At 39.9% G+C, this 21,391-nt stretch carries 22 protein-coding genes; 6 read left to right on the top strand and 16 right to left on the bottom strand.

Annotated features, from left to right (window positions below; genetic code table 11):
• Positions 1-125: 125 nt before the first annotated feature.
• From BV214_RS07345 to BV214_RS07315, 7 genes are all read right to left on the bottom strand, one after another.
• On the bottom strand, positions 126-1,193 hold the full coding sequence (locus tag BV214_RS07345) for a glycosyltransferase family 2 protein (RefSeq protein WP_317045169.1): 1,068 nt from the start codon (positions 1,191-1,193) through the stop codon (positions 126-128).
• Positions 1,159-2,253, bottom strand: a complete 1,095-nt coding sequence (locus BV214_RS07340; RefSeq protein ID WP_086476863.1) for a family 20 glycosylhydrolase — start codon at positions 2,251-2,253, stop codon at positions 1,159-1,161. The genes BV214_RS07345 and BV214_RS07340 overlap by 35 nt, the downstream gene beginning before the upstream one ends.
• A 98-nt stretch (positions 2,254-2,351) precedes the next feature.
• The gene (locus tag BV214_RS07335; protein WP_086476842.1) at positions 2,352-3,044 is read right to left on the bottom strand and encodes an SGNH/GDSL hydrolase family protein; all 693 of its coding nucleotides are present in this window, start codon (positions 3,042-3,044) and stop codon (positions 2,352-2,354) included.
• 99 nt (positions 3,045-3,143) lie between these two features.
• Complete coding sequence (locus BV214_RS07330) at positions 3,144-3,641, bottom strand: hypothetical protein (protein ID WP_086476841.1); 498 nt, start codon at positions 3,639-3,641, stop codon at positions 3,144-3,146.
• A 203-nt stretch (positions 3,642-3,844) separates the two neighbouring features.
• On the bottom strand, positions 3,845-4,609 hold the full coding sequence (locus tag BV214_RS07325; RefSeq protein ID WP_086476840.1) for a TIGR02757 family protein: 765 nt from the start codon (positions 4,607-4,609) through the stop codon (positions 3,845-3,847).
• Positions 4,606-5,163 carry a CPBP family intramembrane glutamic endopeptidase gene (locus BV214_RS07320; RefSeq protein ID WP_086476839.1) on the bottom strand — a complete coding sequence of 186 codons (558 nt, stop codon included), beginning with the start codon at positions 5,161-5,163 and terminating at the stop codon, positions 4,606-4,608. The genes BV214_RS07325 and BV214_RS07320 overlap by 4 nt, the downstream gene beginning before the upstream one ends.
• A gap of 2 nt (positions 5,164-5,165) precedes the next feature.
• Complete coding sequence (locus BV214_RS07315; protein ID WP_086476838.1) at positions 5,166-5,828, bottom strand: ABC transporter ATP-binding protein; 663 nt, start codon at positions 5,826-5,828, stop codon at positions 5,166-5,168.
• A gap of 338 nt (positions 5,829-6,166) precedes the next feature.
• Between BV214_RS07315 and folE the strand changes: the two genes are divergently transcribed.
• The 5 genes from folE to BV214_RS07290 all read left to right on the top strand — a co-directional run bounded on the left by folE (position 6,167) and on the right by BV214_RS07290 (position 9,973).
• On the top strand, positions 6,167-6,766 hold the full coding sequence (gene folE / locus BV214_RS07310; RefSeq protein ID WP_086476837.1) for a GTP cyclohydrolase I FolE: 600 nt from the start codon (positions 6,167-6,169) through the stop codon (positions 6,764-6,766).
• Positions 6,767-6,831: 65 nt separating this feature from the next.
• A complete protein-coding gene (locus BV214_RS07305) occupies positions 6,832-7,137 on the top strand; it encodes a hypothetical protein (protein ID WP_086476836.1) in 306 nt (101 codons plus the stop codon).
• 236 nt (positions 7,138-7,373) lie between these two features.
• A complete protein-coding gene (locus tag BV214_RS07300) occupies positions 7,374-8,594 on the top strand; it encodes a sulfite oxidase (RefSeq protein WP_086476835.1) in 1,221 nt (406 codons plus the stop codon).
• Positions 8,595-9,074, top strand: a complete 480-nt coding sequence (locus BV214_RS07295) for a monoheme cytochrome C (protein ID WP_086476834.1) — start codon at positions 8,595-8,597, stop codon at positions 9,072-9,074.
• 14 nt (positions 9,075-9,088) lie between these two features.
• A complete protein-coding gene (locus BV214_RS07290; RefSeq protein WP_086476833.1) occupies positions 9,089-9,973 on the top strand; it encodes a sterol desaturase family protein in 885 nt (294 codons plus the stop codon).
• Positions 9,974-9,996: 23 nt separating this feature from the next.
• On the opposite strand, the gene BV214_RS07285 is transcribed toward BV214_RS07290, so the two are convergent.
• From BV214_RS07285 to BV214_RS07250, 8 genes are all read right to left on the bottom strand, one after another.
• Complete coding sequence (locus tag BV214_RS07285) at positions 9,997-12,279, bottom strand: TonB-dependent receptor (RefSeq protein WP_086476832.1); 2,283 nt, start codon at positions 12,277-12,279, stop codon at positions 9,997-9,999.
• A 395-nt stretch (positions 12,280-12,674) separates the two neighbouring features.
• The gene (locus BV214_RS07280; protein WP_086476831.1) at positions 12,675-13,001 is read right to left on the bottom strand and encodes a hypothetical protein; all 327 of its coding nucleotides are present in this window, start codon (positions 12,999-13,001) and stop codon (positions 12,675-12,677) included.
• 54 nt (positions 13,002-13,055) lie between these two features.
• A complete protein-coding gene (locus BV214_RS07275; protein ID WP_086476830.1) occupies positions 13,056-13,376 on the bottom strand; it encodes a DUF6787 family protein in 321 nt (106 codons plus the stop codon).
• Between the two features lie 32 nt (positions 13,377-13,408).
• The gene (locus BV214_RS07270) at positions 13,409-13,867 is read right to left on the bottom strand and encodes a DUF6146 family protein (protein WP_176328475.1); all 459 of its coding nucleotides are present in this window, start codon (positions 13,865-13,867) and stop codon (positions 13,409-13,411) included.
• A 64-nt stretch (positions 13,868-13,931) separates the two neighbouring features.
• On the bottom strand, positions 13,932-14,567 hold the full coding sequence (locus BV214_RS07265; protein WP_086476829.1) for a DUF937 domain-containing protein: 636 nt from the start codon (positions 14,565-14,567) through the stop codon (positions 13,932-13,934).
• Positions 14,568-14,717: 150 nt separating this feature from the next.
• Entirely contained in the window at positions 14,718-15,668 is a 951-nt protein-coding gene (locus BV214_RS07260; protein ID WP_086476828.1) for a D-2-hydroxyacid dehydrogenase, read from the bottom strand.
• 100 nt (positions 15,669-15,768) lie between these two features.
• On the bottom strand, positions 15,769-16,833 hold the full coding sequence (gene serC / locus BV214_RS07255; protein WP_086476827.1) for a 3-phosphoserine/phosphohydroxythreonine transaminase: 1,065 nt from the start codon (positions 16,831-16,833) through the stop codon (positions 15,769-15,771).
• A gap of 101 nt (positions 16,834-16,934) precedes the next feature.
• Positions 16,935-17,996 (bottom strand): acyl-CoA reductase, encoded by a 1,062-nt coding sequence (locus BV214_RS07250; RefSeq protein ID WP_086476826.1) that lies wholly within the window; start codon positions 17,994-17,996, stop codon positions 16,935-16,937.
• 84 nt (positions 17,997-18,080) lie between these two features.
• On the opposite strand from BV214_RS07250, the gene BV214_RS07245 reads away from it, so the two are divergent.
• Positions 18,081-18,431, top strand: coding sequence for a 4Fe-4S dicluster domain-containing protein (locus BV214_RS07245; RefSeq protein WP_086476825.1), 351 nt, complete (start codon positions 18,081-18,083; stop codon positions 18,429-18,431).
• Between the two features lie 127 nt (positions 18,432-18,558).
• Here the strand turns inward: BV214_RS07245 and BV214_RS07240 are convergent, their stop codons facing one another.
• The gene (locus tag BV214_RS07240) at positions 18,559-21,234 is read right to left on the bottom strand and encodes a TonB-dependent receptor (RefSeq protein WP_086476824.1); all 2,676 of its coding nucleotides are present in this window, start codon (positions 21,232-21,234) and stop codon (positions 18,559-18,561) included.
• Positions 21,235-21,391: the final 157 nt, after the last annotated feature.

Raw genomic sequence — 21,391 nt, 5'->3', positions numbered from 1 at the left:
TAATTTTTCAAATATAAGAAAGTTATTAAAGGTCGCTCCAAATTTTTCTTTGATTTAAAGGTGATGGGGTTCCAAATGATACTTTGTATTTAACATTGTGCAAGGATGTTTTATTCTGATGGATTTTAGCAAAAGAAATAATAATCTTTGGAAGGTATTTTACCCAAATCACTTAAGTAATCCCTAATAAATTCTTGTGCTTCCTTATTGGCGATAGTTACTATGATTTGTGCGTCTTTATAATTCTCCAAACACTTGTAGTGCTGCATCGTTTTTCCATAAATGACTTTTCCAATTTTATTTGAATTATTACATAACCAACCAAAGCTTATGTGGCGGCTAATCAATCTTTTGGCAATTCTCTTACCTTTTTTTCCTGCTCCCCAAAGCAAGAGTGGTCTTTCTTTATGGTGATCCAGTTTAAGGAAGTAGTGGAGTTTTAGGTGAAGGAAGCTGTTTTCTGCATAATGTTCATGGGTCCTAGAGGTACGTTGCTCATAATCTCGCCAATGATGTAAAATCTCGGAAGAGGCAATACATTTTATACCGTGCTGATAAAAGCGGAAGGCTAGGTCATAATCTTCGGGGTAACGATTGGGTGTAAAGGCCCCAACAAGATCTAGGTCTGTTTTATATACCATCCAGCAGGGGGATGGTATTACACATTCTTTATAAATCTCGGTATAATTGTCTGCCTGTTCCGTTAGGCTGTTTAACCATTTCTCATAACTTTTGTATCCTTTTCCAAGTTTTTTAGCCGAGAAGTATTTTACCTTTCCTAAGGCTAGGTGTCCTGGCCCAGTGTTTTCCAGGTTTTGGACCATTACCTCCAACTTATGGGAGGCCATCCTATCATCGGAATCCATTCTGGTGATCAATGTTCCTGTTGCCATGGAAAAAGCTGTTCTTAGGGCATCTATAATCCCATTCCCTTGGTTTTTATACACTTTAATTCGCGCGTCCCCTTGGGCATAGCTTGTCAAAATATGTAAGCAAGAATCGGTTGAATGGTCGTCTACCGCCAGCACTTCCCAATACGGGAAGGTCTGATCCAGTATGGATTGAATACATTGCGCTAAATAGGCTTCCGTGTTTTTAACGGGTATTAGTATGCTTACTTTATTCACCTGCATTTCATTGGCTTCAGTAGTGTGTGGTTCACTCAGTGGTTTTAAATTCTGATTCCAATTCATTGATGGCAGCCAACATGGCTTTAAAGGAGGCCTCTTGGGTGTTTGGATTAAGGTCCTGGGATTGATGGTAGTTTTTAATAAAATCGCTAGCAGATGACCAGACGGTTTGCATTACGCCCAAATATCGATTTTGCAATTGTGGGGTGGAATTTTGTTTAAATTGATGCATCATGGCTACTTGCGCATTGGCCACAACTGGTTTTCGCCATGGGCAGCTTATAACATTAAAACCCTTAAGGGCAAATAGGGCAGGGGTTGGCAGTGCTTGCTCGTAGTGCCAATCGCAGATAACCACTGAGGTATCTATCATGTCTATCGCTCTAGCAGTATTGTTCATACTGGCTTCCCACATACCAATTCCCGAGGTGGCTCCATCAATGAGTCTATCTCCCCATATCCACAGCTGAACTCCCTTGTCTTTAAGATGTGAGTTTATAGTGTTTACTTCTTTTGCAAATAGTGTAGCTGGATCTTTCCCTTTACATCTGGGGCAATGCTCATCGGCTATATAGAATACTTCGTCCATCCCTGCATGAAAAGCTTCGGCTTCAAAAACGGCTACAATTTCATCTACAAGATCAAAGACAATATCATGTACTTCTGGATGTAAGGGACAATAACTCTTACAATAAAGTCCATCGTCATTGGGCCATTCATATTTTTCAGGAAGGTCTATATGAGGCGTCTCGTCTAGCTGAGGGTAAACTTCTAAAAGTTTGGAAATTTTTTCTGCCCAACTTTGGTGTCCCAAAAGATTTATTTGTGGGATTAGTTGTATGCCATGCTTTTTGGCCACGGTAACTATTTTTTTAACCTGACTTTTAGATAGTGGGGCATTACCTCTTAATTCTGGTCTAGACTCATAAGCATAGTTGTAATCTACCCTCAATACCATGGTGTTAATGCCGTTGGGCCCCAATTCCTTATCAATAAATCTTACAAATTCTTCAACACCATCGGAAGTAGGAGCGGCTATACACAATCCTTTTACTGAAAAAATATCTTGGGACGAAGCCAGGTGGGTTCCTAGTAATAGAATGGTTAGCAAGACGTTTTTCATAGTATTTACCGTGTATATTTTTAGAGTTCCTATCATAATTTTTCAAGTAGATATAATTACAGGAAGATAAGAATAATTAACGGCAACTTTAAAAATAATCATCTCATATTTAACACTTTGGAAATTGCTTCTTCAACCAAAGGTTCCATCACTGCATAGCCTTGGGCGGTAGGGTGGACTTCATCATGGGCATATTTTTTTGGCAATCCGTTTCTTTCATCGGCCATTGCCGAGAAATAATCCAAATAATAAAACCCATTATTTTCTGCGTATTCTTTTAATAGCTTGTTTAATGCAGGTATTTTTTCATTTGGCTTTAATCCTGGACGCCAAGGATAATCGTAGGCCGGTAGTACCGATGAAATAATAACCTTTATACCGTTTGCATTGGCTAATTGAGCCATGGATTTAATATTATCCACTATCATTTCCAAACTAGCAGGGCCTGTATTACCAGCAATATCATTGGTGCCCGCTAATATCACCACAGCCTTAGGACCTAGGTCTAGCACGTCCTGTCTAAATCTAATGAGCATCTGAGGCGTGGTCTGTCCGCTAATACCTCTATTGATATAGGGTTTTCCTTCAAAGAATTCGGGGCGAGAATTTAGCCATCCAATGGTAATGGAATTACCCATAAAAACCACCCTATTCTCATTTGCAGTAGGTGGGGAAAGGTTTTTGTTTTGTTCCGCAAAGTGTTGAAGTCCAGCCCAATCTTGAGCCAGGGTAGGCAGGGTGAAAAGCATTGCTAATGTAAAATAAATTGTGGCGGTAGATAAATTCCTCATATTTCTATGGTGTTGGTTATGGTGGTGCTATATCTCGGTTTTAGGTGCTTTTAGTATCCTAAAAAAGAATTAGACTAATAGGACTATCCCTATCGCTAATTATGCCTTTTTATCATTCGCAATAAATTGCCTTTCCTCCTCACTGTTTAAGGATAAATCTTGTACGACCTTTTTTTTATTTGGTCTAATTTTAAGCAAGTATAAAGCTAATGCGGCTGTAATTACTAGGTAAAAGATGTTGTTGTGTTTACTGTATGCAAAAATTCCAACAAGGGAAGCACCTTCCAACAACCCCATACGCAACACACTGGCTTTTAAATATACTTTAAATTTTTGATTTAAGGAAGCTTCTCGCTTAATGGGGGAAAGCATTTTATTGAATACAAACTCTCCACCAAAATAAGCGAACATGGCTGTCAGGGGTACTAGGTAGATAAATATACCATCTTTAGCAGATACACCGGAGACAATTGTTGTTCCTTGCATATAGATAAATGATCCCAATATTAGGATCCCCAATAAAAAAAGCCCGTGAATAACGGAGAGTAATTTTAAGTCCTTCTTAGGAGACCATTGCTTTTTAGGCGGTTTGTTCATAGTTAAATAATATCAATTTATAGGGCTTAAAAATAGGCAATAATTATAAGCCAATGCAAGTGCTTTAAGAGATCCCACACCTCGTAGGTTTATAGGCAGGCTGGGATGATGGCCTTTCACGGTGCCTGGGTTTTATTCGCAAATAAAACAAATAAGTGGGCATTATTGGATGGGCAAATAGTATTCTCAGCTATAAAAATAGTTTAGAACTTCTCAAACACCCCTAGTCCAAATAAGGCGAAATCGTATTTTACTGGGTCTGTGGGGTCTAGTTTACGCAGTTGCGTATCCAATTCCAATAAGGCTTTTGCATCGTTTTGTTTCCTTTGAATTAACCCCAGTTTTCTGGCTACATTACCCGAATGGACGTCCAAAGGACAGGATAATTGGGAGGGCTTTATAGTTTTCCATATCCCAAAATCTACCCCAGTGTCGTTATTTCGTACCATCCACCTCAGGAACATATTGATTCTTTTAGCCGCGGATCCCCTTAATGGGTCTGCAACGTGTTTAGTAGACCTTGGCTGGTGGGGTAGTTCAAAAAAGGTGGCTTTAAAATTGGAAATAGAGGTTTGAAGGGAGTGGGAATCACTGTGTTGGTGAAGAAGATGCTCCATCCCTCCATGATTTTTATAAATATTGTTTAAACTACGGATAAAATAGCTTAGATCTTCTCCGTTAAAAGTTCTATGCACAAAATTGTGAAACCTATCTAAATCTGCTTCCTGGTGACTCATAACAAAATCGTAGGGAGAGAAATCCAATAGCTCCATCATTTTTTCTGCATTCTTTATAATGCTCTTTCTATTGCCCCAAGTGATGGTTGCCGTTAAGAATCCGCTGATTTCTATATCTTCCTTTTTAGTAAATCTGTGGGGGATTTGTAAGGGATCGGTGTCTAGAAATTCCGGATTGTTATATTGTTGGGATTTAGCATCTAAAAATTCCTTTAATTCTTTCTTTGTCATACTAAGGGGAGCTTTGCTAGTTTCATCATCAATATAGGCACAAGGAGTACCGCATTGTGGGAGGCATGTAAAATAATGGCCCAACCCAAGCCCATTTTAACACGAACATACCCCAAAAAAGAACCTAATATCAGTTGTGGGCCTATTAAAATTGGGGATAGGATTAGAATTTCCTTAAAAAGATCGAAATTCAACAGGTGTACATATCCAAATAATATAATGGATGCGTAATAGGTATATTTAAAATAAGTTTTTTCCCTAAACCAGCTTAATGGACCTCGAAATACGAGTTCTTCTAGTACCGGTGCCATAATAACGGCGAAAAATAATAGGGTAAGGGCAGAGGATTTCTCAAAGAAGTGTTGACTGGCATGTGGACCCAAGTCTAGCTTCAGTATTTCCGTAAGCCAACCAATAATCAAGCTCATAGACATCCCCAGCACTAACCCAAGAACCAATAGGTGGAGTAGTACTTTAAGCTTTAGATCCAAGGAGGCGTGGCGCCATTGAATGCCATCTGGGGATTTAATAAAACGCCATACTCTTTTAAGCATGGCTATTTGGTTATGGATCCATCTACCATGGTCAACTTTCTATCGGCCATATTGGCGAGTTCCTCATTGTGGGTTACTATTACAAAGGTCTGCCCAAACTTATCCCTTAGGTCGAAAAACAATTTGTGGAGGTTATCCGCGCTTTCAGAATCTAGGTTTCCACTTGGTTCGTCGGCAAAAATAACTGCGGGATCATTTACCAGTGCCCTAGCTACCGCAACCCGTTGTTGTTCCCCACCTGAGAGTTCATTGGGCTTGTGGTGCAATCTATGGGATAACCCAAGGAACTTTAGAAGTTCGGTTGCTTTTTCTTCGGCCTCCTGTTTTTTGGTGCCTTTGATAAAAGCAGGTATACATACATTCTCCAGGGCTGTAAACTCTGGCAAGAGTTGATGAAATTGAAAAATAAATCCGATATGGTTGTTTCGAAATTTGGCCAAAGCCTTCTCTGATAGTTTATTTACTGCCTGACCATTGATCAGAAGATCACTTTCATTTTTATTACTTTGTACATCCAAAGTGCCCAAAATTTGTAATAAGGTGGTCTTACCAGCCCCAGAAGGGCCAACAATAGAAATTACTTCCCCCTTTTCTATGTGGAGTTCTACCTCTTTTAGTACCTGAAGGTTTCCGTAGAATTTATTTATGTTCGTAGCTCTGATCATCCTATATAAATATGGTTCTAAACTAAACATTCCCCTTGCAACTGCAAAACCTAGTTGGGTCTAGGGGACTGAAGCTTTGAAAAATCAAAATTAAGGGAAAATAAAGGAGGGTGTATTAAAAATATAATAAAATGGACTTTCATTTCCATTTGATCATTTTTCAAGGTTGGGAGGCTAGGTAGATCTAATAATTCTAAATCGGTTTCCAAGGTATTTGATTATTATATGACAATTTTACTTTAACTTAACCATGGAAAAATGAAATAATCAATACCTTAAGTGGGTTTCCTAGATAGGGGATTGACTTTACAATGAACTTAAAATAGAATAGTACGGGTATGGGACCATATAAAAATTTAGAGGAATATAACCTGGAGATTACCGATGAGGTAAAAATGCGTTATAGGTCTATAATAACGGAAATAGGAGAAGATGTAGAAAGGGAAGGTTTATTAAAAACACCAGAAAGGGCAGCAAAAGCAATGTTGTTTTTAACCCAAGGGTATAAGCAGGATGCCGTAGAAATATTGGAAGGGGCCATTTTTAAGGAGTCTTATGACGATATGGTTATTATAAAGGATATAGAACTCTATTCATTGTGCGAGCACCATATGCTGCCTTTTTTTGGAAAAGCCCATATTGCTTATATCCCAGACGGACAGATAGTAGGGCTAAGTAAAATTCCCAGAGTGGTAGATATTTTTGCTAGGCGCTTACAAGTACAGGAGCGACTAACTCACGATATTCTTGAATGTTTAAATGACACTCTTAAACCCAAAGGGGTAGCGGTGGTTATAGAAGCATCGCATATGTGTATGATGATGCGGGGCATACAGAAACAAAACTCGGTAACTACTACTTCCGGATTTAGGGGGCAATTTGAGAAAATAGAGACTAGAAGCGAATTTTTAAAACTGATCAGTTCAGACCTATCCTAATCTCATTGAATAGAATGCCTTTATGGTAGGCACACAATTTATTACACCAATCTTATTTATTAATCATGTCGATTTCCAAGAACCAAAAATTTAAAAACCTTTATTTAGGGTTGCTTTTTGATGCTATAGGGATGATTTCCTATGTAATCCCCGGAATAGGAGAGTTTTCCGATATAATTTGGGCCCCAATTGCGGGTTGGTTGATGACTAGAATGTATAAGGGAAGCATGGGCAAGGCAGCCGGATTAGTCGCATTTTTGGAAGAAATAACCCCCGGTTTAGATATTATTCCTTCTTTCACCCTAATGTGGTGTTATACCTACCTATTTAATGCTTCTAAGGTAGACAACTTCATTCAATCAAATAAATAGCGCTTTATCATAAAGAGGAAGTGATTCTACTAGTTAGGGTAGTCAGAAACACCTATCCTAAAGTTTAGTTATAGGGTTGCCTAAACTCTATATTATTATATACATTTACCGATTGCAGTGGATGGGTAGTGCGGTAAACCAACACCTTTGTAGTAAACGAATATGGTCTGGTGATATTTCTAAAGAATTTCTTATTGCACTATCTTGCCTTTACAATTTTATATTAGTAGTATCTTATGAAGAGAAGACATTTTGTTAAAAGAACGGCCTTAGGGTCTTTGGCTGGATTATTGGGCGCCGAAATTGTTTTCGGTGCTAATATGCCAGAAAATTATGATTTGTTGGGTTTACAGGATCCGGATCCATTTAAATTATTTGGTAAGGACAAGGAGATGAAGGTGTTAAACAGCAATCCATGGAACATGGAGGCGCTTGCACACCAGTTGGATGACAGGGTTACTCCCAATCCTTATATATTTGTACGTAACAACGGTAAGGTTCCCGAAAACATTAACGAGAAAGAATGGACCCTTACTTTTGATGGCGAGTCGGTTAAGGAAGAGAAAACCTTTACCTTGGAAGAGTTGAAAACCAAATTTAAACAATATACCTATCAGCTCACCTTAGAGTGTGGTGGTAATGGGAGACGGGAATTTGATCCGCCTGCGAAAGGAAATCAGTGGGATATTGGTGCGGTGTTTTGTGCCAATTGGACTGGTGTTAGGTTAGGGGATGTCTTGGACGCAGTAGGGATAAAAAGCGATGCGGTGTATATAGGATACCATGGAATAGATCAGCACCTAAGTGGCGATCCTACTAAGGCCTCCATTTCCAGAGGGGTGCCGATGGCCAAGGCCTATCAAGACGAAACCTTGTTGGCCTTCCAAATGAACGGAAAAGATATTCCCTTGGTACATGGGTTCCCATTGCGATTGGTTTGTGGTGGATGGCCCGCATCTGCCTCCGGAAAATGGGTGAATAGGATAAGTGTAAGAAACAAGGTGCACGATGGGGAAAAAATGATGGGGACGGCTTATAGAGTACCCTGTAATCCTGTAGCACCGGGAGAAAAGGTTAAGGATGAGGATATGTGTATTATAGAATCCATGCCCGTTAAATCCTTAATTACCTATCCTAAAACTGGGGCGCAATTGGCAGAGGGAAAGAAACTTACTATAAGGGGACATGCTTGGGCAGGTGAGCTAGAGGTGACTAAAGTTTACTATTCCATTGATTTTGGTGTTACCTGGTCCGAATGTAATCTGGAAAAACCTGTAAATAGATTGGCTTGGCAACATTTTAATGCAAGTATAGATTTCCCTAAAAAAGGTTATTATGAAGTATGGGCCCGTGCCGTTGATGCCAATGGGGACAGCCAGCCTATGCTAGTGCCAGGGTGGAACCCTAAGGGGTATTTGAACAATGCATGCCATAGAATTGCTGTGAAAATTGTATAAATGAAGAAGCAAGACGAATTTAGGGAAAAAGTCATGGCTATTTACAAGGTGCTAATAGTATCTTGTATCATGGTATTTCTTATAGGGGTTTTAGGGGTTATTTATATGGTATCTCCCAACTCCTTTTCATTTGAATCCAACAAGCCTACTACTAAAATGGTTAGTGTTGATGAGGAGGACGATTGGGATAAAATTGAAAATGGTATTCATATAAGAACCGGTTTAAAGGACGCCGAAGGACTAATGGCCGTGGTTAATAATTGTACTAACTGCCACTCTGCCCAATTGGTGATGGAAAATAGGATGAACGAGGAAAGGTGGATCCAGACCATAAGATGGATGCAGGAAACACAGAACCTCTGGGACCTAGGGAAAAATGAAAAAATTATTGTGGATTATTTGGTTACCAATTACCCGATAATAAATAAGGGTAGGAGGGAGAATCTCAACGAAATAGAGTGGTACTCCCTGGATGAATAAATAATTAAGGGATTATGTTTTTTGAAAAATATATAAATGCCTTTACTTCCTCATTTTTCGGGATGGTAAATTGGACCTGGAGGTCCATTACTTTTGATGTGCCTTGGTATACCAATTATTTCTGGGGCCTTATAGTGATTTCCCTCATCGTATGGGGGTTAGAAATTGCATTTCCGTGGCGTAAAAATCAGAAGATTTTTAGAAAGGATTTTTGGCTAGACGGATTTTATATGTTCTTTAATTTCTTCCTTTTTGCCATTGCAATTAGCGGATTTTATAAGGTATTGGAGGTGTTATTCAGTGATTTGGGCATTAAAACTAGCAGCTTAACCATTTTAGATTTGTCTTCCTTGCCCAATTGGTTGCAATTGGTGTTGTTTTTTCTGGTATTAGATCTTGTACAATGGTACACGCATATGCTACTCCATAAACATCCCTTTTTATGGCAGTTCCATAAGATACATCACAGTGTGAAGGAAATGGGATTTGCGGCGCACCTGCGCTTCCATTGGATGGAAAATGTATTATACAAGCCTTTAAAGACCTTTGGTGTAATGATTTTAGGAGGGTTTGAACCAGAGCAAGCCTATTTGGTCCATTTTTTTGCGATTACCATTGGGCATCTTAACCATGCCAATATTAAAATAACCTATGGGCCTTTAAAGTATTTGCTAAATAACCCCGTAATGCACTTATATCATCATGCTTACGAGTTGCCAGAAGGCAAAAAGAATGGGGTTAATTATGGTATAAGTTTAAGTGTCTGGGATTATATTTTTAAGACCAATTATATTCCTGAAGATAGTGGGAAACTTCCCTTGGGCTTTAAAGGGGATGAAGAAATTCCGAAGTCATTTTTTAAACAATTAACCTACGGCTTGCGAAAAAGCAAGCCATAGGCATTGTGTTTTAGGAGCGGATCTTAGAAAAGAATAGTTGCTCCTAGGGTTATAGATCTTCCCATATTGTACATACCGTCTGGTTTTAAGCGAGACAGATGGGCAATATATTTCTTGTCCAATATGTTATTGGCGCTAAGGTTAAATTGAACCGCCTGTTTCATAAGCGAAACTTCTCCTCCAAAACCAGCGTCTAACAGCGCATATGCCGGTGATACGGTTTCGTTTTCGGCAACTCTACTTTGCTTAAAGGTGTTGTTCAAAGTGATAAAAGCGTTGGATTTTTTTAGCCAAGAGTCTTCATTGGAGAACTCTACCCTAAAGGTATTGGTTAGCGTATTAGCCGGAATTAACGGTAGTTTAGTTCCTCCCTTTAATTCTCCCAACACCGTCTGGTAGCTACTTTCTACATGTAACCAATCATAAGGGTGTGGGTGAAAATGGAAGCCAATCTCACCTCCGTATAAGGTAGCATCTTGCTGGACATACCTGTAGACAGAGCGTCCATTAAGAAAAGTTCCGTCTGGAGCGATAAAGATGTAATCCTTAACACTATTGTGAAAACCGTTTACAAATAATTCCACATGCTCATTTTTAAACTCCAAGGCTAGGTCTAATTGAATATTCTGCTCATTTTTTAAATCAGCATTCCCAATTTCGAACCTGTTGGCCCCAGCATGGCCACCGTAGGAGGTAAGTTCAGCTAAATTGGGGGCCCTAAAACCTGTCGCGATATTAAAACGACCGGTGAGCGACTCGGAAATATTGTTTTTATACCCAAACGCACCATTAAAGCTGTTAAAGCTACGATTGATAGCTGCAATATGTCCTTCTTCCCCCATTTGTCCGTAAGGGCTGCTTTCTATCCTTCTGCGGTCAAACCGAATTCCGAATTGGAAATCGTTGTTTCTATTAACATGATAGTGGGAGGTTCCCAAAATACCAAAATCTTGGGTGGTTGCATCCGGAATCAAGACTTCTTCTCCGTAATTGGTATTGGTCTGATAAATTCCTTGTACCCCTAGAATAGTTTCAAATTTTTTCCATCTAGGAAGTTGGTATTGTACGTTATAGCTAAAAGTTTTAAGGTCCATATTAAGGGCTGCTTCCGTATGCTCTTCCTCCTCATGGCCATGTTCTTCTTCCTCGTGACCATGTTCCTCACCTTCATGATGGTGGTGTTCTTCAAACTCTTTCCTACCATTTCCAACATATCCCAACGTAACATCCAAACTAGAGTTCTCAAAGAATATTTTGGTCTTGGAGCTAAGAATATGGCTGTTTATTTCCTGATGCGGCATTTCTGGCGTTCTTGAGGTGGTTTGTAGGCCAATGGCTTCCGGGATCCCTAGATCTGATTCGTTATAGTTATACCTAACTTCCGTTCTAAAAATAGTGTTCTGAAAACCCAGTCCCATTTTTAAATCCTTCTCGTTAAATCGGGTATTGGTTACTCTAACTCCATCACCCCCGGTATAATCTATGTGACTATTGGCAGCGACCCTTGCAAGGAATCTCAATTTTTCACCAGAAGACTTAATGCCCGCGCCGGTGGTAAATCCCCTCGTATTGGTGTTGTAGTTAAAGTTTGCCTCACCTTCCGTACTTTGAGCAGGAGCAAATCTTTCAGGATTTAAATATAGTACTCCTCCCATGGCATCGGAACCATAGAGTAGGGAAGCGGGACCTTTTATGACTTCAACACTTTCTATGCCCGCTTCATTTACGCCCAAGCCGTGTTCTGCCCCAAATTGCTGATTTTCTAGACGTATTCCTTGGGTGTATACCAAAACCCTATTGGAGGTGAGTCCTCTAATGACAGGTTTTCCAATACCTACGCCGGTAGAGACTACATCTACCCCGGGAATTTTTCCAATACCTTCTACCAAAGTAGGGGCTCCTGTAGATTTTAATGCTGCTACTTTAGCATATTCTACCTTCATCACATTGTCGCGTTGAAGTTTGTGAAATGGGGTAGAGACAATAACTTCATCCATTTCAATGGCACTGGGGGCGAGGGCTATATCTAAGGTGTTTTCCCCAGGTTTAATAGTGATGTTTTGGGAGAATGTTTGAAAGCCAATGTAGGAAGCCACCAATTTATAGGTGCCAAGTGGCAAATTATTCAACTTATACTCGCCATTTACAGTGGTAATCCCTCCTTTTTCCAAATCGGGGAAATAAACAGATACTTGCTCCAAGGGTTCATTGGTAGCTTTTTCGATTATCTGTCCTCCCAAAGAATTCTGGGAATGCATGCTAAAGACTGCCATGGCGCAGAGGATGGATAATAATGTTTTTCTCATGTTTAGAATGTTGTTTTTTGGTATTTAAATCGTTGCCAAGCGTATTGTATGTCCGTTGAATACGATATGCTTAATACACTAATTGACAATAAGGGTATCACCCGTATTGGGGTGAAGTTTTTATAATTATTTAATTTTTGGATTTAAGTTGTATTGGTATTCCACCAAACCATAGCAATCACAAATAGGCTTAGGTACTACTTACTATAAAATAATTGGTCCCTAGGAGAGTTGATTGCCACAACCAAGTACATAACAGTTGGCTTATAGAACCTTACCCTTAATGGAAGCTTAGTGAATTAGGAAGGAAGCTTATTAAAAGGTATTCTCCCGCCTAAATAAATGTTGCCTCTGGCATTAAGGAATTGCTATGAGTATGGAAATGTGGAGGTGGACTAAGCCAAAGCCGGTGGTCCTCTTTCAGAAAAGTGTAGTTTTTGATATTTACTTAAAAACTGGTAATAGTCGGTGACATTCTCGGTTTTAAATGTCCAGCTATTATCATTCAGCTCAACATACTCTGGAGTAATAAAATGTGAAATGTTGTATTTATAGAACTCACATTCAACTTCTATTTCATGGTAGTGTAACTTACCTTTTTCCTTACACACAAAATTGTGGTGCTCCAATAATGCGTGTTTTGCCTTTAGAGTTCCGGGCAAGGCAAATAGCGCCACCATTAGGATGGAGAAAAAAGATAAGATATGTTCTCGGAGGTTCATCACAGCTCAAATCTATCCTTATACTTACACAAGGGGTGTTAAAGAAAGTATAATTTATTTAAAAATGAACCCAAGGCCCATTCTACTGAGCATCTTTTTCTCAAATTCCCAGAAAAATTTAAATTGCCCAAAGAGCCACCCGTATATAACCAGAAGGATTTGGTAAAAAGGGAAGATTAAAATAATCCTAAAGAAAAGATAGATGAGACCTCCCCATAGAAATTCGGGGGAAAAGCTATCGCGCTGTAAACCTACAAAATTCAAAAAGGGCTTTGCTATAAAAACCGCAGAGGAGCCAGTAATTGAGAAAACCACAAAGATTATTGCCAATTGAAAATTAGAGGTTACTCCCCATCGTTCTTTTAACTTCTTCATACATTTCGTTAATCGATGGCAAATATAAGTTTTTAAATGCGGGGAACAAAGGGGCCTAGACGCTGATTGTATTTACGCTGAAAATATATAAAGTAATTATACAGCTTATAATTTACCTCATAGCCGTAGTCAATACTGGGATTATAATCTATCTGTGCTTCGTATAGATTGGGATTATAGGTGAAAGGTTGAGTAACGCGTATGTTCCATTCGGTTACATAAATTTGATTTCTATTTTCTAGGAATGATTGAGAGTAATAACCTTCGGGTTTGGCGACGCTTTGTAACCAGAAATCGAACCCCGGTTCTATAATTAGAATCTCATACTCGGTCTCATCACTGGCAATTGCAACGGTATCTGCTTCCGTCTGCGAGAAGGCCATTTTCTCTTCCTCAGAGGCTGCCACTATTTGTTTGGTCCCTCCACATCCAATAAGAAAAGATGAGAGCAACAAAGATAGTAACATGATATAAGCTAGTATTCTTCCCATACCTTTAAGATACAAAAAGCTAGTTTATATTACAAATAGCTATATTTAAATTATGTTAAAGTGGTTATTTGCCAAAGAGTCCGCCTAGCATTCCGCCAATTCCGCCCTTCTTTTTATCGCCACCCAAGACCATGCCAGCAACATCGTCTAGCACACTGCCATCTCCATCGGCATCCAAGAGGGTGGTAATAAGGCTTTTGTTCTGATCTGGCTGTCCGCCTAACATGCTTCCCAAGAGGGTGTTTAGCCCTCCAGCATCCTTAACATCGCCTTGTTTTTTTTGCTGTCCAAGGTATGCCATGACAAGGGGAGCTGCAATTTTTAATATTTGCGCTACAGCTTCTGTATTTAAGCCTGATTTTTGACTTAGGGTGTTTTCTACAACTGTCTTTTTTCCACCAAAGATGTGATTTAAAATGCCTTCTCCATCCTTAATAACGGATGAATCTACGCCTCCACTAAATAACCCTCCTAAATTGTTTAGCATGCTCCCATCGTGTTTATTATCGGATAATGCACTTAATAGGCTGGCTGCACCTTGAGGAGAGGACGCATTCTTTTTCATTCCACCTAAGAGGAGTGGCATTGCCATACTTAAAACTTCGGCTGTTTTGTTTTCTGGTTGCCCTGTGTGGTTAGCTACACCATTAACCAATTGCTTTCCCATGGGGCTACTTAGTAAATTTAATATTCCTGACATTTTGTATTATTTTATTTTGTGATAACTGCTTAGCACAAGGTACAAAAAAATCAGTTTTAAATGGTGCTATCGTCACCTAATAGAAAGGTAGGTCCAGGCTAAATTCCATGGATCGTAGTTTAGCCTGGAACCTATTTAGGGATCCCCCTATTAATTGTGCAGAGAAATAATCTGTGATGCCAATTCACGTCCAATCCGCTCTTGTGCTTCCGAAGTAGCTGCGCCTATGTGTGGTGTAAGCGATATGTCTGGATGCATTAGGATTCTTACTTCGGGCATGGGCTCGGATTCAAAAACATCCAATCCGGCAAAGGCTACCTTACCGCTTTCCAATGCGTCTACTAAGGCTACCTCGTCTAACACCCCTCCACGGGCAGCATTTACGATTCCCACGCCATTTTTCATCATTTCAAATTCTTTTTTGCCAATGAGGTACGACTTCTGGGCGGGTACATGTAGGCTTATGAAGTGAGAATTTTTAAGGAGGTCTTCAAAAGTTGTTCCCGCTAGTTCAAATTCTATGGACCTTCCATCAAAAAAAGGAATGTTAACCGTTGCCTTGTCTAATTTTGGATCTACAAATAAAACTTTCATCCCTAATCCTAGGGCTATTTTGGCCGTTTCTTGGCCCACCCTTCCAAAACCGATAATTCCTAGGGTCTTATTGCGGAGTTCCACTCCCTTGGCATAGGCCTTCTTTAATTTGCTGAAATTGCTATCGCCTTCCAAGGGCATATTTCTATTTGCGTCATGTAAAAAACGAACTCCACTAAATAGATGGGCAAAAACCAGTTCTGCCACAGAGGAAGAAGATGCAGCTGGGGTGTTAATTACATGTATGCCTTTAGATTTCGCATACTCTACCTCAATATTATCCATGCCTACTCCTGCACGTCCTATAATCTTAAGGCTAGGACAGTTATCTATTACTTCCTTGGTTACTTGGGTGGCGCTTCTTACCACCAATACCGTAATCTCATTTTCATTGATGTAGGGAATAAGCTGCTCTTGCGCCACGCGAATGGACATTACTTGGAATCCTGCGTTTTCCAATTCGCTTTTTCCATTTTCTGATATTCCGTCGTTTGCCAGTATTTTCATATTTCTATTTCTTATCCCCGCTCTCCAACATGCGAGAGGGTATTTTGGGGGTTATCTCTTTTTTTGATTGTTAAGCTTTTTAGGAGGTAAAGGGAGAGTTTTAGCCTTTTCTCTCCAATTCGCTCATAACGTCAACAAGGGTGCCCACACTGTCCAAGGATAGGGCATTGTACATGGAGGCTCTATACCCACCAATAGATCGGTGACCGTTTATTCCGCTAATGCCAGCTTCTTTGCACAAACGATCAAAATCTTCTTTCAGCTTCTCATCCGTTAAAGTAAAGGTAGCATTCATTAAAGAGCGATCTTCTTTCTTTGCATATCCTTTAAACACTGGGTTTAAATCTATTTCCGAATAAAGGAGTCGGGCTTTTTTCTCGTTAATTTCTTCTATGGCAGCAATGCCTCCCAGTTCCTTTAACCATTCCAAAGTAAGCATGGATACATAAACCGGAAAAACTGCTGGTGTGTTAAACATACTTTCTTTATCTATATGGACTTTATAGTTCAACATAGACGGAATTTCCCTGGAAACCTTACCAAGGATTTCTTCCTTAACAATTACCAAGGTTGTTCCCGCTGGTCCCATATTCTTTTGTGCTCCCGCATAAATAAGGTCGAACTGGGAAAAATCGAGTTGTCTAGAAAAAATATCCGAACTCATATCACAGATCAAAGGTGCTGAAGCCGTGGGAAATTCCTTGAATTGGGTCCCATATATGGTGTTGTTGGAGGTGATGTGAAGGTAATCCAAGTCTGTAGGGACCTTATACCCCTTGGGAATATGGTTAAAGTTATCACTCTTGGAAGAAGCCACTTCTACGACTTCTCCAAATATTCTAGCCTCCTTAATAGCCTTATCTGCCCAAGTACCTGTATTGAGGTAACCTGCTTTTTTCTCTAAGAGGTTATAGGCCACCATTAAAAACTGCATACTGGCACCGCCTTGTAGAAATAAAGCCTGATATCCTTTTCCTTGCAAGCCCAAAAGCTCCAAGGCTAAGGAACGAGCATTTTCCATCACCTCTACAAAATCCTTGCTCCTGTGTGAGATCTCTATTAAAGACAGTCCTAGGTCGTTAAACTCCAGTACAGCTTCTGATGCTTTCTTCATTACTTCCTGAGGGAGGATGCATGGTCCAGCGCTAAAATTATGTTTTTTCATTTGTTTTACTTTTTCCAGTTTTAATTGTGCCTGTGTAAAAAAGGCGTCTAAATATCATAAATAATTTGAAACGGATGTCCTTGCTTCATGAAAAACTTCCGTTAAAGTTTCAACAGGAAATCCACCGTATCCATATTGTCTGCATATGCATTTAAGGCAGGCTTTTGTGTTTGTCCAAACGGAACTTCATCAGTGGAAAATCCATCTGAAACAATGCATTGCAACTTGTCCTTGTCTTTCTCCAACAGTTCTCTTAATTCTTCTAAGGAGTCATAGGTCTCATAAAATAAGGTTGCGATAGGGGAGGCATAGCTAGTATCCTCCTTAAGCATAAGGAATCCGTTTTCTAAAATAGGGAACAGGCTCATTAAGTACACCGCTTTATTGTAATCGTAATTATTGGCATATTTTATTTGATCCACGATGTTGTGGTAAGGGTAAATAGCCTTAAAAAAAGCATCAAAATCATAGCCTTTTGGGACAAAGAGTTTGGAAACACTTCTACATCCTAGGCCGTAATATCTAAAAACATCTTCGCCCAAGGCTTGTAGCTGTGACTCAGTTTCTTTCCCGGTTAGAACGGCTACGGAGTTCCTGTTTCTTCTAATAATATTGGGTTTCTTTTTAAAGTAGTGCTCAAAATATCGGGAAGTATTATCACTTCCGGTAGCAATAACTGCGTCAAATCCTTCTAACTTACCATCCGAGAAAACAATGGCTTCTTTTAAGCTTGGTTCCACTTCGCATAAGTAACTGCTAATAAAGGGTAGTAATACCTTATCATTGGAAGAAAGCTTAATAATAATCCTGTGGCCTGTAATAAGGGTACTCAAAAAATCGTGAAAACCTACTAGAGGAATATTTCCAGCCATAATCACCGCCACAGACTTAGAGGTTTTATTGTCTAAATGGTAATTGGATAGCCAATTGGTCAGTTTTTCTTTATCTAAAAGATCCCCCCAGGTTTCTATGCTAAAAAGTATATTTTCTGGTGTAAACCAACCATTCTTATGTCCGGCTAAGGTGATGGCTTCATCAAATGCCGTAAACCGTGGATTGGAATTCTGATTATTTTGGGGCTTATTTTTAGCATATTCGCAGTAATCTTTAAAAAAACTGCCCAGCTTAACCAAAGCATTTAATCTTGTTGCGTGCTTAGTCATTATATTTGTAAAAGATTTTATTAGGCTTTATATTTGTGCAAAAGTATCGATCCTTAATTTAATTCAGCATAAAAGAATAGAAAAATGGCAATTATAATAACAGATGAGTGTATAAATTGTGGAGCTTGTGAACCTGAGTGTCCAAATAACGCAATTTATGAGGGGGCGGACGATTGGCGATATAGTGACGGTACACTTTTGGAAGGGACCGTGAAATTGCCTGATGGTAAGGAGGTAGATGCTGATGAGTCCCAAGAGCCAATAAGTGACGAGGTCTATTATATTGTTCCTGATAAGTGTACGGAGTGTATGGGCTTCCACGATGAGCCACAATGTGCTGCTGTGTGTCCCGTAGACTGCTGTGTTCCCGATGAGGACCACGTAGAGACTGAAGAGCAGCTTCTGGCGAAACAAAGATTTATGCATCCAGAATGAGAAGTATCCTAGCTTTTTTAAGGATAACTAAACGGTAAGATTTTTAGAATTTTCACCAATAATAAAAAAGACCTGTCTTATTAATGACAGGTCTTTTTGGTTAAAGGCTAGTGTTGGAAGGGGGCTATTAAAAGCTAAAGGAAAGCCTAGCGTAGTAGTAGGCGCCTCCGAAGCCCATTTGTACCGCATCCCAGTAGCCACCACCTTCTACCCAGTCATCCTGCTGGTCCGGGTAAATATTGAATAGGTTGTTGGCCCCGATATTTAGTTTTAGCCCATCGGTAAACTGGTACCCCAAAACTAGGTCTGTTACCATTTTTGAGTCATAGGTATCCGTAGCCTGCATCACTTTATCTGCAAAACTGGCATAATCCGAAGTGGGTTCTAGCATTTGAAAATCTAATAGCTCTACCTTACTAAAATGGGTAAAGCCCAAGCCTGCATCAAATTTATCTTTACGATAGTTAACGTTTAAGGTGAGCTTACTTTTAGGGGCAGAAGCTAATAAAAAGCCTTTGTCTCTTTCGCCAAAGAAAGTTTCAGCATCCAATCCGCCATTATTAACCTTATCTATCTTCATATCATTGATGTTTCCGGTAAAGGTGGCCGATAGTCTGCTGTCCTCAAAATTCTTCATCCAGCTAAGTACGATATCTAAACCAGTGGTTTTGGTATCTACCCCATTAACGAAAAACTGGGCTGCTTCCACATTGGGAATTTGTGGGGCATCAAAATTCCCCGTAAGCACTATCCTGTCATTTACTTTAATGTAGTAACCATCTATCGTTGCAGTGAAATCCCCAAAAGTTGCCGTAAAACCTAATCCCGCGTTAAACGCTTTTTCTTCTTTTAATGGTCCAATTCCAAAAGAAGCGGTAACAGGGCTGTTATTGGGGGACAGCAACTGATCCACGGCATCGCCCCCTATAAAATTGGTGAACCGTAGGTTGTAGTAAATCTGGGCTAGGGACGGAGCTCTAAACCCTGTACTTACAGAGCCGCGAATATTAACCTTATCCGAAGCCTTAAGTCGGGCTGCCAATTTCCCGTTCAAGGTGCTGCCAAAATCGCTAAAATTCTCAAATCTTGCTGCTGCACTTAGAAGGAAAGGCTCGGAAAACTCAAACTCGCCGTCTGCATATAATGAAATGTTACTTCTGCTTCTATTTACCTCATTGGCCGGGCCATACCCTGGAAACCCTTGGGAGCCTCCTGGACGCAGTTCTCCACTCTCTGGATCTGTTGGCTGGGTTTGGGTAGAGGGATCGGTAATTAAATTGCCTTTAACGTCATAGGTTCCCCAAGTGCCTTCTTCACCCGCAAATATGATGAAGTTTTCGGTTCTGTATTCAGCCCCAAAAGCTAAGTTTACTCCTTCTAGGGTATCCTCAAAAAATTTGGAGAAATCTAGATTCACCGTATTTTGCATCAAACTATGACCACCTGCATCAAAATCTGTAGGGGAAACATCCTCTAAAGAGGCATTTAAGGTTCCTTTTATGAAATAATGAAATTTGTTCTTCCCATAGGTATTGCTCATGTCCATTTTCCAACCATTCTCCAGTACCGTCCTAAATCCTGCGGAAAGGGAATTATCAATAATATTGGAAGTGATCCGAGGATTAAATCCGTTGGGATAGATAGAAGGTATTACCCTGTTCCCGTCATTTCTCGTAAAGGCAAAGGCGTCTGTATCCCGGTAGTTCCTACCGCCAAATACGTAGAATTCTGATTGTGTTGATAAGGGGATAGAGGCATTGGCCATTAGGTTGAAACCTTCAATGGAAGCCTCTCCGAATCCTCGTCTAAAATCGAATCCAGGTCTAAGGGTCTTGTTTTTCTTAAGGTATTCCGTGGTTACATTAACATAGCCGCCATTATTTCCGATTGCGGCACCAAAGTTTACCCCTGCTTTTACAGCCCCTCCGTCTAAGCTTTTATCTTCCCCTATTACATTTCCGTCTTGCTTGGTGTCTAATCTATTGCCGTCGGTATTTGGGGTTCCGGGAGGAAAATCTCCAGGAGCATTGGTGTTATAAGCGCCATAAGACACAAATCCGCTTACCTTGTCCGTTTGATCTTTTAGTACAATATTAATTACCCCTGCAATAGCATCGGAGCCATATTGTGCGGCTGCGCCATCCCTTAAGATTTCTATTCTCTTAATGGCGGAAGTGGGAATAGCATTTAGGTCGGTGCCAGTATTACCTCGGCCCTTAGTACCAAAAATATTGATAAGGGAAGATTGATGTCTTCTCTTACCATTGATGAGTACTAGGGTCTGATCTGGACCTAGCCCTCTAAGCGTTGCCGGGTCTATATGATCTGCCCCGTCCGATCCAGATTGTTTATTAGCATTAAACGAGGGAGCTGCATACTGTAAGAGTTCATTGACCTCTATACGCCCACTTTGGGTAGCAACCTCTGCTATATCTATCACGTCTACTGGTACCGCCGTATCGGTAGCTGTGCGTTTGGGGCTTCTGGAGCCTACTAATTGAACTTCATCTAACATCATCCCTTCAGATAGGGAAATATTGATGGTTTCTCTTCCAGAGACTTCAACCGCTACGGTATTATAGCCGATATAGCTAAATACCAAAGTGGCATTGGCAAATACGGAAAGCTGATACTTTCCATCAAAATCGGTAGTGGTACCATTGGAAGTTCCTTTTTCCACAATATTCACCCCTACTAAAGGGAGTCCATCCTGGTCAGTCACAGTACCATTTACGGGAGTTTGGGAAGATACAAGAGAAAAATTAAAAACAAGGAAGCATGCTAATAGTCCTATTGGTTTCATAATGGTTGATTTATTGGTTCCTTTAAAAATAATGAATTTAATGTCTACTTAATTTATAATCGGTAAAATAGATGCTAAAAGTCCTAGAAATAGTATCTTTGCCGCTGTCAAAAAAAATGGTTGGAAAGCTATTCGGTTTTCTTACTCTTTTATAATT

Source organism: Arenibacter amylolyticus (assembly GCF_002150785.1).
Lineage (GTDB): Bacteria > Bacteroidota > Bacteroidia > Flavobacteriales > Flavobacteriaceae > Arenibacter > Arenibacter amylolyticus.
The sequence above is the reverse complement of the archived record's forward strand: the minus strand, read 5'-3'. Positions and strand labels throughout refer to the sequence as shown.